This window comes from Verrucomicrobiota bacterium, from assembly GCA_027622555.1.
Classification (GTDB): domain Bacteria; phylum Verrucomicrobiota; class Verrucomicrobiia; order Opitutales; family UBA2995; genus UBA2995.
This window is the reverse complement of record JAQBYJ010000035.1, coordinates 1-12751: the sequence shown is the minus strand read 5'-3', so window position 1 is coordinate 12751 and position 12751 is coordinate 1. Positions and strand designations below refer to the sequence as shown.

Below are 12751 nucleotides of genomic sequence, written 5' to 3'. Positions count from 1 at the left end.
CAGACTGTTTCCGATTCGCGCTCGATTGCCACCAAATTTTTTTCAATTTTCCGATTAAAGGTGTATCTAAAAGTGGGTGAGTACCCGGCCTCTTCTCCGACCAGGCTGCTTAATTTATGAACTCCTGCAACCCGGAGGGTAGGGTGGCTGTACGCGCCTGCGTGCTATTTCTTTCCGCTGGGAAACTTAAACTCAAAATCGGGTACCAGAACTGTAGGAAGTGAGCTTGTATTCCTTGGCTTGTCGAAATGGCTCCCGATTCTTCCAGGTTCTGTATATTTTGCCTTGGGGCTGTTATCCCAGCGCATCGAGCGGACTGGGCACTCCGATGCCCGGCTTGGCCATCACGTGAGTGTAGATCATGGTAGTCTCCACGGATTTGTGACCGAGTAGCTCCTGGACCGTTCCTGCCCGGTGTTTTCACGGAGTTGAGATGTTGGGCTTGACGACGGAGAGGTTAGGGCGCGCACTTTTGTGCGTAACCGCAGCCGTGAGGGAGGAACAACCGGCATGTCATCCCGAGGATGGGTCTAAACCATATACCCACAGGTAGCATTCAGATTGTACATTTAAACTACATTATCTTAAATATTTATTACCTGTTTGGACACATCCGGTGAAAACTGCAGGCTTATGTCCACACCGTTTTCCAGTAAGTGCGTGGCATAACTATGTCGCAGAGTATGTGATGTCACCCGCTTGTTAATCCCAGCACGTCGGGCAGCTTTAGTAATTTGTCTTTGATAAGGCGTTTTTGTAAGATGATGCCGACGCACAACCTCACTCCGAGGATCTTTACTAAGCTGACGGCTTGGGAACACCCACTGCCATATCCATTGCTCGCCCGCCTTCGGATATTTTCTGGCTAGGGCAGGAGGCAAATACACACCAGGCACACCAGCTTCTCTATCCTTGTTATAAAGCTCTTTTACCCGAACCAAGTGTTGCTTCATGAGAGTGTAAGATACACATAAGCAAACTCTGAGCTTTGCAATAAAATAGTGAACATAATATCATTATCATTTATTACTTCTTTAAACCAGTTGTTTAGAGCACTCAATTTTTCAATTTCACTGAAACATTAATGCATGCGATTACCGCCAAATCCTGCGATTTTCTCCCGTAATCAACAACTGTTTTCACCTGGATATGATGCAATTTGAGGAAAGTACCTACGTGACTGCAACAATCGACGGAAAAGGAGTGAGCAAATATTTCACCTTGCTCTACCTACACGCCCGATGTTTATTGAGTTTCAAGAATGAAACACTCCAAAATAATCTCGGCATTCAACCAAGTTACGTTGCACTGAGTGCTACTTAATATAGCGTTCTGAGAAAGAAGTTGACGATTCCTTAATTATTCCTTTTTTATACCATAATGGAATTCGAGTATGACCCCGAAAAGTCAGAATCGAATCGTGAAAAGCACGGTATAGATTTCAACGAAGCACAAACACTCTGGGATGATGAAAGACACCTCATCGTTCCTGCCCGATCCACAACCGAAGAGCGCTATGCCCTCATCGGGAGCTATCGTGGGAGTCTGTGGACGTGCATATTCACGCTGAGAGAAACGAACTTGAGAATAATATCGGTACGAAAGGCAAGAGATGAAGAAAAAGAAGGATACCATAACAGCTAAGGAACTCGATCAACGATTCGATGATGGAGAGGACATAAGCAAATACCTTGATTGGAGCAAAGCTACGCGTCCCGGACTTGAGCAGAAACGAATGAATGTCGATCTTCCTGTCTGGATGATTTCTACACTCGACAAGGAAGCGAAACGAGTCGGTGTTACCAGACAATCCATCGTGAAGATGTGGTTGTCGGACCGCATCAAATCAGAAATCGGGTAGCTGAGGGAATCTAACCCCCAGCCCCCACACCACCTAGCATGCGGATCCGCACTAGGCGGTTCCGAAACGCTATCGAACCGTAGTTGGATAATGGATATGAATCCACAATGTTTTAAGAGATAATAATCCTTGGTTGCTTAACCAGTCTGAGGAGAGTGCTTCATTAATGACAGGAGTTTTAGACATTACCCAGCAACCCTTACCCGAGACTCCATGGAGAGTCGCATTTCTGCGACCTATCCCCAGTTTCATCAGATTGCGGATTCGGTTACTGATTGTCTTCCACTGCTTCCAATAACAACAACGCAAACGACGCCGTATCCAACTATCCAGACTAAGAACCACTTTGTAGGTGTGACTTATTCCATAGTAACCCATCCACCCACGCATGTATTGCGTAAGCTTCATTAGTCGCCATTTCATGGATACACCCAAGCTTCGACTCGTTAGCTTAAGGATACGGTATTTGAACGAGTGCAGTGACTTGGCACTCCACACGATTCGTTTGCCTTTGAATGCAAACCCTAGGAATTCGAGCTGGGGGGCTTTAACCACTTGGCTCTTTTCCTGGTTCACCTTCAATTTGAGCTTGGCCTCAATGGAGAGCCAATGGGGGGAGAGCCAATGGGGTCATGGAGGGTATGATCCGAGGACATCGGTAACAGATCTTCTAAGGACATCGGTAACACTTTTTATTGGCACTTATGCCTTGGAAAGAAACCGAACCGATGACCGAAAAAGAGCGATTTGTTACCTTGGCCCAGACGGGCCGTTTTACGATCAGTAGTTTATGTACGGACTTTGGGATCAGTCGAAAGACCGGTCACAAGTATCTATTGCGCTATGAAGCGGAAGGCCGGGAGGGCTTGAAGGAGCGCAGCCGCCGTCCGAAGCATTGTCCGAGTACGACGGCTGATGGAGTTGAGAAGCTGATACTCAAGGAGCGTCGGAAGCATCCGACCTGGGGGCCGAAGAAGCTCCGCGATCTATTGATAAAGATTCATGGCATCGATCGCCCGCCCCACGAAAGCACCATTGCCTTGGTCCTCAGTCGCCACGGTCTGAGCCAGAAGCGCAAGCGTAAGGCGGGTGTGTATCGGGTCCACCCAGAGCATCTGACCGAGCCGACGCGGCCGAACGAAGTATGGACTTTCGATTTCAAGGGCTGGTTCATCCTGCAAGATGGCCAGCGCTGCGATCCGTTTACAGTGTGCGACCGCTACAGTCGTTATGTGGTTGGATGTCATGCCTGCGCCAACCAGCAATTCAAGGGCACGTTTCGCCTATGTAAAAAGCTGATGCGTCACCATGGCCAGCCCGATATCATTCGCGTGGACAATGGCACGCCATTTGCCTCCATCGCCTTGGGAGGCTTGTCGCAGCTGAGCGTATGGTGGATAGAACAGGGCATACAAGTGGAGTTTATGACACCCGCCTCTCCGCATGAAAACGGCTCCCATGAGCGCATGCATCGCGATCTGAAAGCAGAAGCCACCCAGCCGCCCTCGCGCAATCTATCGGCGCAGTGCCGAGGGGGAAAGGATCAGCCCTTGATGTTTGGTATTAACGCCTTTCTCTAGTTCGATTGGATTGGCGTTATGGCTCGTAAACCTCGCATTCAATACCGCGGAGCGTTGTATCATGTGATCTCAAGAGGGAACTATCGAAAGGACCTGTTTACCATTGGGAAGACTGGGGAGCAGTTTGAAAAAGCGATCTTTGAAGTCTGCGCGCGTTGGGGGTGGAAATTACACGCTTATGTCATCATGAGCAACCACTACCATTTGGCCCTGGAGACTCCCCTTGGAAACCTGGTTGAAGGTATGCGTTGGCTTCAGGGCACCTTCGGCAATCGATTTAATAAATTCACAGGGGAGCAAGGCCATGTTTTCCAGGGACGCTACAAAGCACTTCTTGTCGAGCCCGGACGTTCTTTGCTGGGACTGGTCAACTACATTCACCTGAATCCGGTAAGAGCCAAACTTCTGGGCGTCGACCAGTTGAAGCAATTTTCTCTCTCCAGCTATCCCAAATTATTCAAGCGTTCCGTCATGCCTCCACTGGTTCGCGGCGGGTTTTTGTCTGAATGTAATTTGCCTGATAACCTTTCAGGCATTCGCCAATACGAAAAGTTACTACATCTGCAGGAAGAAGGAGATCCGCGCAAAAAAACTGAAATGCAAAAGAAATACCTGCGTGGTTGGGCGATTGCGACTGAGGACTATAAGAAAGAACTGCATAAAGATTTCAAAAAAATGGAAGCCGCCAAGGACTGGGGAGGAAGGGAGCTCCGGGAGTTGAACGAACTGACCCACGAAACACTGGTTTCCAAATGGATTCGGAAGCACCGAAAGACAGAACAGCAGGTGTCGCAAGACAAGAAGTCAGCCACTTGGAAAATTGAACTCGCAAAAGAACTAAGAAGTAAAACCAGCGCAAGCAATCCCTGGATTGCCCGCCGCTTAAACATGGGAGATCCAAGCAACGTCAGCCGTCATGTTAACTCGACACCAAACATCAAGGGCTGACCCCTTTTCCCTACTCGATAAACGCATAGACGGATCCACGATCAGCAAAATCACACTGGTAACCTGTAAAGGATCGGCCCAAGGCGGTCACCTCCTTTTCAATCTGGCTTCCCTTGGTTTCGAGGGTAGCTGAAACACCGATGATGTCGGCACCGGCCTCCGCCAATCCCAATGCCATGGATTTTCCGATTCCCCGTTTGCAACCGGTAACCAGTGCCGTTTTTCCCGAAAGATCAAAGCCGTTTTGAATACTCATGATTAATAGAAATTAACTTCTGCAATCTATGAGGTATTTGATGCCATCCGGATTCGCTTCAATGATTTCAAACGTTTCCTGAACTACATCAATTGGACTAATCCGCGTGATCAGCTTCTCGAGGTGCAATTTTCCGCTAGCGGCAAGCGCTATGGCTTCGTCAAAATCCCGCTCTTCATAGAGGCGGGCACCAATCAACTTCAACTCCGACCAGAAAAACTTAAACAGGTTGACCGGCTTGGGTTGAGGGTGGATGGCAACCATCACAATACGTCCCCGCACATTGGGCAATTCAGTCATCACTTCAACACCGGGACCGGATCCCGAAACTTCAAATACACAGTCAGCCATAGAACCATTCGTAGCTTCTCGAACTGCCTCGACCAAATTCGTTTTAAGGGGGTTAACCGCACCAAGCCCCAACGAAGCGGCCAGCTTGAGACGCGATTCATTTACTTCCGAAAGAATGACATGGGCACCTTTTTCCTTCGCGACCAAAGCGATAAGCAATCCGATGGGTCCTCCGCCGATTACCACACAGTTTTCGCCGACAACCACTTCTCCCAAGCGGACATCATGACAAGCCACGGCGGCTGGTTCGATCATGGCTCCATGCTCAAGGCTCAGATCGTCAGGCAGACTGTGCAAGGTGTATGCAGGTACGGTCCAGGAAGCCTGCATACCGCCAGGCAAATCGATACCGATAAACTTCAGGTTTTTTCCAACATGAGCATGCCCCTTATCAAAGTCCGACGCTTCGCCAAATAACAACGGTCGAACAGCAACCCGGTCGCCCACCGACACATTGCTAACACCTTCTCCCACTTCTGCAACAACGGCAGAGACTTCGTGACCGATTGGTAGCGGGGTTTTTACCCGTTGATCCATATGACCATGGAAAATATGAATGTCGGTTCCACAAATTCCACAATAGGCGACGTCGAGTCGCACTTCACCTTTTGCTGGAGGAATGACAACACTCTCCCCTACTCCTACCGTTCGATTACCTTTATAAACTGCTGCTTTCATGATTGATGTCTTAAAGTCTGAATGGGATATAAAATTTCCCGTTAATTACTGATCATTTGTCGAACGCAAAATCGCTTCACGGCCAATTCATCTATCTCCAAACCCAATCCCGGACCTCGTGGAATCTCCACAAATCCTCCCGATTGCTCAAACGTAATCGAAGCCAAATCATTGCGAATGGGGTTTGGGGTCTGATCGAATTCCATCACCGGCTCCTGTTGATAGGGCCGGGGGATACGGGCGTAAGGACAAGGAGCGAAAGTCGAGGCCAGGCTGATGCTCGCGGAAATCATGATCGCCGAACCCCATACATGAGGGTTGACCTGAATTCCCATGGCATTAGCGGTGCTGGCAACATTTCGAAACTCGGTGATACCGCCGATATAACGAACGTCGGGCTGAGCAATATCAAGTGCCCTGCGAGCCAGAAAGTCCCTGGCCTCAAAACGGTTGTACCAAACTTCACCTCCGGCAACGGTCAGAGGTTGCCCGGCTTTGACATCCAAATAACCTTCTACATCATTCGCAATCAGAGGTTCTTCAAACCAATGGATATCCAATTCTGCCAACCGGTTTCCAATATCTATCGCGGTCGAAACATTGTAGGCCTTATTCGCATCCACCATTAAAAAGAGATCGTCGCCTATCGCATCACGAATGGCCGCTACGCGCCTAACATCATCGGACACGCTGAGTCCTCCAATTTTTGTCTTCATGCCTTGGTAACCAGCTTCGACATACGATTCAGCTTCCGCCGTTAATTTGGCATAACCTTCATCATCCCGATAATAGAGTCCTGTTGCGTAAACAGAGACCTTCTCCCTTACCGATCCGCCAAGTAGCTCAGCGATACTTTTACCTACGGACTTACCCAAGAGATCCCACAGAGCGATATCAATACAGCTAATCGCACCGCCGCCGAATCCACCTGCCTGATTATCGTTGTGAATCGTGTGAAATAACTTGTGCCACAATTTGTTAATATTGCCTGGATCCTCACCGAGCAACTGCGGAGCGAAATAATCGTGGATAATCGTTTGAGACGGAGAGCCCCCTCCTTCACCCCAACCGACCAACCCATCGTCGGTGGTAATCTTGCAGATTAGCGCAGCTCGTTTCGCAGCCATACCCTGTGACCAGGCAAAAGGTTCATCAATTGAACTCTCTAACAGGAATGTTTCTATCGTCTGAATTTTCATATGCTCTTAGTATCAAGACACTAATTTCAAAATCGATCCAGCAAAGATATTCTCCAATTTGGTTGGTGGAGATGATATTGAAAATTATCGATAATGAATATTTCCGAAATGCGCCCTTTCCTATTTAGTGCGAGACTTTCAGTAAATACCAGCCATGCTATTCAATTTAATTGCACCCGGATCGTCCCATTCATGAAAGCACTAAAACCCTATTTCTTATTTCTGTCCTTGTTAATCCTCAACTCTGCCAAAGCATCCAGCAACGATTTCGGAATGTTGATTTTCGAAGACAGCTTTGAAAGAACCGAATCCCAGGAACTCAAAGATGAACCGGGAAACGAATGGACCACCAGCAGCGACAAGACGGCCAAGAGTTATAAGGAAGTCGATCTGCGCGATGGACACATGTATATCTACACCCATGCCGAAGCCAATCATGCCACCTCGGTTCGACACGCATTCGCATTCAAGGACGGCATACTGGGACTCCGTTTTATGTTTGAGGATGAGAACGATATTTTGACGCTCAACTTTGCCGACATGGATTTAAAGACGGTCTGGGCCGGACATCTTTTCAAAGCAACAATAGGAACAGAGGACGTAAAAATAACCGACCAAAAAACCGGTGAAATGAACCTGGAAATCCGAAACGCCAGGCAAGACAACTCAATCACAGAAGTCCAAAAGGAGCTCATCTCCAAAAAGAGGAAGATCTTTCCCTACAAACTGACTACCAATCACTGGCATCAGGTCCACGCCACGATCCAAGGCGACGAGCTCAGCTGTACCATTGATGGGAAACTTGCAGGAACTTTCCGCTCCGAAGGATTCGACCATAAAACAAAAAGACCTCTTCGATTGCTGGTCGCCAAAAACGCTTATGTGGATGACGTGCAAATTTGGAAAAAGCGATAAGTCTCCCCGGACTTCCACACATAGCAGAGGTCAATCCGATTATTCATGATTAAAAATCTAAAGGTCAGGCAGAAAAGCGGGCAGGATACGAAACCTAGTTGTCCTCTAAGAACACTTAATCAAAGTAGGAAGACCCCCACCTCTGCAGCTAGGCCGTTAAAAATATCCTTCCTTGTTGGCGTTCTCATGGTGGCCTCAGGTTTTATGAAAACGGGCGCGCTTCTGGGCGCGACGGACCGGCCCAATATCGTGGTGCTTCTGTCCGATGACCACAGCCTGCGGGACAGTACGGTTTATAGCGCTTCACAGGTCCCGACGCCGAACATGGACCGGCTGGCACGGGCGGGCATGACTTTTAACCGGGCCTTTGTGGCCTCGCCGAGCTGCGCCTCGGATCGGGCCAGCCTGCTCACCGGGTTGATGCCGGCCCGGCATGGTGCGGAATCCAACCATCAGGCTCCGCATGCCTATATTCGAAAGCTTCCATCGTATTTGCAGGAGCTGGGTTACCAGGTGGTGGCCTTCGGAAAAGTGGGGCATTATCTGCAGACCAAGCTCTATGGATTCGAACATTTTGAGCACACCGGCTTTCATGACGATGTCTGTATCGATGCGGCGGTTGACTGGCTGCGCGGGCGGCGGGACGAGCGGCCCCTGGCCTTGTTCGTCGGAACCAACTGGCCGCATACGCCCTGGCCCCAGGAGGGTCACCGGTGGCAGGCGGCCGACATAAGAATTCCTCCCGAGCATGTGGATACGCCGGAGACCCGGGCCTGGCGGGCCAATTATCTGGGGGCCGTTGACCAGATGGACCGCGATTTCGGGAAGGTGCTCGACACGGTGGACGCTGTTCTGGGGGACGACACCTTCATCTTGCAGACCTCCGACCATGGCGCCCAATGGCCCTTTGCGAAATGGAATCTTTATGATGAGGGCATTCATGTTCCCATGATCGTGGTCTGGAAAGAGAAGATCAAGGCCGGCTCCCGTACCGATGCCTTCGTCAACTGGACCGACATCCTGCCCACCTTGGTGGAAGTCGCCGGAGAACCGCCACCCCAAAACCTGGACGGGGCCTCATTCGCCGGGGTCTTGCGGGGCGAAAAAACGTCCCATCGGGACCGCATCTTTACCACCCATACCGAGGATGCCGGGCAAAAAACCGGCGACGCCAATGTCTATCCCATCCGGTCAGTGCGAACGGAGGAATGGAAGTATATCCGCAACCTGTTTCCCAGCCATGCCCACACCACCCATATTGACCAGGTGACCTCTGACCAGTATTTCGACAGTTGGCTGGAGAAGGCCCAATCCGACCCCGGCGCGGCCCGCGTGGTGCAACGCTATTACTGGCGACCCGCCGAGGAACTCTATCACCTGACCGAAGATCCCGCAGAACAGGTCAACCTGGCGGGCGATCCCCGCCATACCGCCACCCTGGGTCAATTCCGCGTCGAGCTCGATCAATGGATGCACGACCAGGGCGACACCGCCCGGTTCAAAGGAACCCTGAAGAAAACGGTTCAGGGAAAGCTACCTTGAGATCGCGCCCGTTTTGTAATCAATACAGCAATATGAGATATGAACATTGGCCCTGTTTTTGTTCTGACTTTCTCAAGCATGGGTTCCCTACGGCCAGGGCACCGGAATTAACAGTTTTCCGAAACCGTTTATATAGTTGACCAACTAGACCAACTAAGGTTAATTAGACCTATAATATTTCAAAAGGAGAAGTCATGATAGTCAATGTTTCTGAAGCGAAAGCGAATCTATCGAAGCTCATCGATAAAGCCTTTCATGGAGAGGAAGTGGTGATTGCAAAAAACAATCTTCCTCTTGTGGATTTGGTGCCTCACAAACCGAAGGGGAAGCGCAAGCTGGGCATGCTGGCAGGCAAGTTCACCTTGCCCGCGGATTTTTTTGAAGAAGACCCGGATATTCTTGAAATGTTTTATGGGAAAAACAAATGAAGCTGATCCTCGATACGCATATTTTTCTGTGGGGATTGTCCGATCCTCAGCGTATTGCAAAGGAGAAACGGGCGGAAATTGAGTCGTTGGCAAACATTGTTTACGTGAGTTCCGTTTGCGTGGTGGAGATGATGATCAAGGCTTCTTTGGGTAAACTCGTTATAGATTTTGACCCCTTGGAACAAATAACCGGAAGTGGTTTCGAAATGCTGGACTTTAGTTGTCAGGATGCGGTGGCTTTGAAAGATTTGCCATTCCATCATCGAGACCCCTTTGACCGTATGTTGATTGCTCAAAGCAAAGCCCGTGGGATTCCGATTGTAACGGATGACCGCCAGTTCTCACTTTACGATTGCCAAGTGATATAGGCAAATAAACCTGATCTGCAAAATTATTTCCCGCACGGGATCATCGATGATATACTCAAGGATGTAATTACGAATACGTACCTTACTTACGATCCTTCCCTTGCGGTCCTCGAATGTCGTATCAGGCTGGAGATAGAGATTGGTGGGCAGTATGGAAAGGAATCGGCGGATTTGTTTTCGATTTTCCCCTCGTATCTTTCGAAGAGTCTCCAGTGCTTCCAAATGGACCAGCAGTTCAAAGGACCCCCATAAGTCTTCGTTAAACTCACCCTTGACGTCATCCCACCAGACAAACTTTTCCGTTTCGTCTATTTTCCGGGTAATTCTGTCCAGGTAATCGGGATCCGTCGATTGTTCAAGGTGCACCAAAAAAGCAACCAACTCTCTTCGCTCTTTTTCCGAAAGGCCCTTGGCGTTTTCTTTGATTTCCGCAAATCCCATGATGGAAAAGTTTGGTAGCGACCCAGCTAAAATCAAGAGGCAATTACATCGGCATGACCTGCGTAATTCTATTTTGAACGCGGGCCTTCCGCTTGCCGTGCGGAACTCTTGTGAGGCATGCAGCCTTCCTGGGGGAAGCGATGGCGCCACCCAATTATTCATTATAATCAGAAAAGAATCGGGCGACCGAGTGAAAGGGCAATTACCAGAACCTGGCGATGTCTTCCCATTTTTTGTAGTACTCCTTCTTAGAAATAGATCGTTGGTTGGTTGATGATGGGAATGCTGTTGTTTGTCCCATAACTGATCGTTTCCCAAGCAAATTCGGGTGGAAAAATGAGGGCGAGAATAGACCTTTAAATCATGAATAATTGGACTGACTCAATTGCCGTTCTCACCACCCTGGCCCAATTCCGCGTCGAGCTCGACCAATGGATGCACAATCAGGGCGCCACCGCCCGGTTCAAGGGAACCTTGAAGAAAACGGTTGGCCGAAACCTGCCTTGAGATCATTCTAATTTGGGATCTATGCCGCAATATGAGATATGAACATTGACCCTGTTCTGACTCCCTTAAAATCATGAATAATTGGACTGACCCCATTACCGTCCCCCATTACCGTCCCCTGCGTCTTGTTCCGCCTGCACCAGCCCAGGTACCAGCGGATGGTTATCCCAAAACTTTTCTTCTTTCCTTCCTCCAGATCACTGGCCAACAACGCATTCGCCCATTCTGGAAAGGACAATCGACTTTCGCTTTTCATGGTTTTAATATTCACAACGCTAAAAACACCAAACCTAAAAAGTCTGATTGGCAATAAAAAAGTGAACGCATGTTCACTATTCTTCTTAACCTGCAGATCAATAATGACATAACAATCAACGTATTCTTATAATCGGTTCGTATTATCATTGGAACCAGTAGGCATAGAGCTTAAATCCCCAGGATCTCGTCCTTATATTTGCCCCTTTTCTCTCCGGAATATACGTAACTCAGTTTCGATCCCGCGCTGAGTTACGCTTTTTCCGGTTCAATATTCGCGATGCGTCAGAGCATTTTTAAGATTCTTTTTCCAGCCCTCTCCATACCGGTCGACGGAAATGGAATTCATAACCCCTTGCTTATTAAAGTGAACTCACTTTCGACTTGCCGTTTTTTTGAGACCTACATTAAGTCAACCCCAGTCATGACACCTTATTTATTTCGATTACCCTCAACCGTAATATGTGTAGCTGAGTTACGCTTAATATAACTGTTGTGTGAATTAAAATGAAAGAGATCGATGCCATAAACACAGTCGGAAGAGAAGCGTTTAGAGCGAAGTTCTCTTGGATCAGGTACGTAACCGGCCTTTCGATAGGAGCATTCACTGTGTTGATTACGTTTCATTCCAACTTTATAGGTGCTCCGATCTGGTCATTTCGGGCGTGTCTAATTTCTTTATTTTTGAGTGTGTTTCTAGGGACTCTACTCTTGCTTCGAGAGTCTGTGGTTTCCGAAAGATTATTAAGCCGGCTTGTGGCTGCCAATGCAGGATCTGGCGTTCATCCCGATCTAATAGAAGCCATTGCAATTCCAGTTCTTTCGAAGAGCGACAAACTCGTTTTCCGAGTATTCTACTTAGCTTTTCTAGTATCCCTCGGATTCCTCCTTTTATATGCACTCCAAGCAACCGGAACACAACAAGGCGCGGTATGAAATTGCGTAAGCTCATTCTTCGCTTACTCCTTTCATACGCTTAGCGTTAGCCGAAAATGATCAGATCTATCCCAGTCATCCTACTATTGATTCCAATCTGTACATTTTTTGCAGGTTGCGAATGGTTGCGGATACTCCCACAAGATACTGTGAGCGGAACTGATGTCGCCAGCGCCCATCCAGGAGGCCCATCGGCGGAAATCAGTATTTCAATGTTTTCGGATATTTTAAAAGATGAAGTAGAAGGAGTTCCATGTCCCCCTGCTTGGGGAACTTACCGAGAATACTGGATAGGTAGGATGGAATGGATAAGAGAAAATCAATCAAAAGAATATTATGAAAGGGTATGGAGAGATTTTCCTGAAGCGCGTAGGAAGTTAAATCTTCCTCCGATCACCGTACTACCATACGAACAGGCTAACAGTTAAAGGATCGTAGATCATCGTAGCATGATCTATGTCCTTTGTTGAACAAGTCCGAGGAGTT

Annotated in this window: 16 protein-coding genes and 2 pseudogenes; 10 read left to right on the top strand and 8 right to left on the bottom strand. The window is 48.5% G+C overall.

Features of this window, described 5'->3' with window-relative positions; translation table 11 throughout:
* Positions 1-294: 294 nt before the first annotated feature.
* Positions 295-405 (bottom strand): annotated as a pseudogene (locus tag O3C43_11150) (tyrosine-type recombinase/integrase).
* A 179-nt stretch (positions 406-584) separates the two neighbouring features.
* Positions 585-953 (bottom strand): tyrosine-type recombinase/integrase, encoded by a 369-nt coding sequence (locus O3C43_11145; protein ID MDA1067049.1) that lies wholly within the window; start codon positions 951-953, stop codon positions 585-587.
* Between the two features lie 427 nt (positions 954-1380).
* Between O3C43_11145 and O3C43_11140 the strand changes: the two genes are divergently transcribed.
* Entirely contained in the window at positions 1381-1644 is a 264-nt protein-coding gene (locus O3C43_11140) for a BrnT family toxin (GenBank protein MDA1067048.1), read from the top strand.
* Positions 1613-1861, top strand: coding sequence for a CopG family antitoxin (locus tag O3C43_11135; GenBank protein ID MDA1067047.1), 249 nt, complete (start codon positions 1613-1615; stop codon positions 1859-1861). The genes O3C43_11140 and O3C43_11135 overlap by 32 nt, the downstream gene beginning before the upstream one ends.
* A gap of 69 nt (positions 1862-1930) precedes the next feature.
* Here the strand turns inward: O3C43_11135 and O3C43_11130 are convergent, their stop codons facing one another.
* Entirely contained in the window at positions 1931-2416 is a 486-nt protein-coding gene (locus tag O3C43_11130; protein ID MDA1067046.1) for a maturase, read from the bottom strand.
* A gap of 149 nt (positions 2417-2565) precedes the next feature.
* Here O3C43_11130 and O3C43_11125 point away from each other — a divergent pair, with 149 nt between their 5' ends.
* The gene (locus tag O3C43_11125) at positions 2566-3441 is read left to right on the top strand and encodes a helix-turn-helix domain-containing protein (protein MDA1067045.1); all 876 of its coding nucleotides are present in this window, start codon (positions 2566-2568) and stop codon (positions 3439-3441) included.
* 18 nt (positions 3442-3459) lie between these two features.
* On the top strand, positions 3460-4389 hold the full coding sequence (locus O3C43_11120; GenBank protein ID MDA1067044.1) for a transposase: 930 nt from the start codon (positions 3460-3462) through the stop codon (positions 4387-4389).
* Between the two features lie 13 nt (positions 4390-4402).
* On the opposite strand, the pseudogene O3C43_11115 reads toward O3C43_11120, so the two are convergent.
* The 3 genes and pseudogenes from O3C43_11115 to O3C43_11105 all read right to left on the bottom strand — a co-directional run bounded on the left by O3C43_11115 (position 4403) and on the right by O3C43_11105 (position 6873).
* A pseudogene (locus tag O3C43_11115) lies at positions 4403-4645 on the bottom strand (SDR family NAD(P)-dependent oxidoreductase).
* A gap of 12 nt (positions 4646-4657) precedes the next feature.
* Positions 4658-5674 (bottom strand): alcohol dehydrogenase catalytic domain-containing protein, encoded by a 1017-nt coding sequence (locus O3C43_11110; protein ID MDA1067043.1) that lies wholly within the window; start codon positions 5672-5674, stop codon positions 4658-4660.
* Between the two features lie 41 nt (positions 5675-5715).
* Positions 5716-6873 carry a mandelate racemase/muconate lactonizing enzyme family protein gene (locus O3C43_11105; GenBank protein MDA1067042.1) on the bottom strand — a complete coding sequence of 386 codons (1158 nt, stop codon included), beginning with the start codon at positions 6871-6873 and terminating at the stop codon, positions 5716-5718.
* Between the two features lie 192 nt (positions 6874-7065).
* On the opposite strand from O3C43_11105, the gene O3C43_11100 reads away from it, so the two are divergent.
* The 4 genes from O3C43_11100 to O3C43_11085 all read left to right on the top strand — a co-directional run bounded on the left by O3C43_11100 (position 7066) and on the right by O3C43_11085 (position 10126).
* Positions 7066-7788: a hypothetical protein gene (locus O3C43_11100; GenBank protein ID MDA1067041.1), complete on the top strand. Its 723-nt coding sequence runs from the start codon at positions 7066-7068 to the stop codon at positions 7786-7788.
* Between the two features lie 204 nt (positions 7789-7992).
* A complete protein-coding gene (locus tag O3C43_11095) occupies positions 7993-9330 on the top strand; it encodes a sulfatase (GenBank protein MDA1067040.1) in 1338 nt (445 codons plus the stop codon).
* Positions 9331-9524: 194 nt separating this feature from the next.
* Positions 9525-9758 (top strand): type II toxin-antitoxin system prevent-host-death family antitoxin, encoded by a 234-nt coding sequence (locus O3C43_11090; protein MDA1067039.1) that lies wholly within the window; start codon positions 9525-9527, stop codon positions 9756-9758.
* Entirely contained in the window at positions 9755-10126 is a 372-nt protein-coding gene (locus tag O3C43_11085; protein ID MDA1067038.1) for a type II toxin-antitoxin system VapC family toxin, read from the top strand. Before O3C43_11090 ends, O3C43_11085 begins: the two co-directional genes overlap by 4 nt.
* Here the strand turns inward: O3C43_11085 and O3C43_11080 are convergent.
* Positions 10100-10567 (bottom strand): hypothetical protein, encoded by a 468-nt coding sequence (locus tag O3C43_11080; protein MDA1067037.1) that lies wholly within the window; start codon positions 10565-10567, stop codon positions 10100-10102. The genes O3C43_11085 and O3C43_11080 overlap by 27 nt on opposite strands.
* 363 nt (positions 10568-10930) lie before the next feature.
* On the opposite strand from O3C43_11080, the gene O3C43_11075 reads away from it, so the two are divergent.
* Positions 10931-11074, top strand: a complete 144-nt coding sequence (locus O3C43_11075) for a hypothetical protein (GenBank protein MDA1067036.1) — start codon at positions 10931-10933, stop codon at positions 11072-11074.
* 19 nt (positions 11075-11093) lie between these two features.
* Here O3C43_11075 and O3C43_11070 read toward each other — a convergent pair whose 3' ends face one another.
* Positions 11094-11330, bottom strand: coding sequence for a hypothetical protein (locus O3C43_11070; GenBank protein MDA1067035.1), 237 nt, complete (start codon positions 11328-11330; stop codon positions 11094-11096).
* 506 nt (positions 11331-11836) lie between these two features.
* On the opposite strand from O3C43_11070, the gene O3C43_11065 reads away from it, so the two are divergent.
* Entirely contained in the window at positions 11837-12265 is a 429-nt protein-coding gene (locus O3C43_11065; protein ID MDA1067034.1) for a hypothetical protein, read from the top strand.
* Positions 12266-12751: the final 486 nt, after the last annotated feature.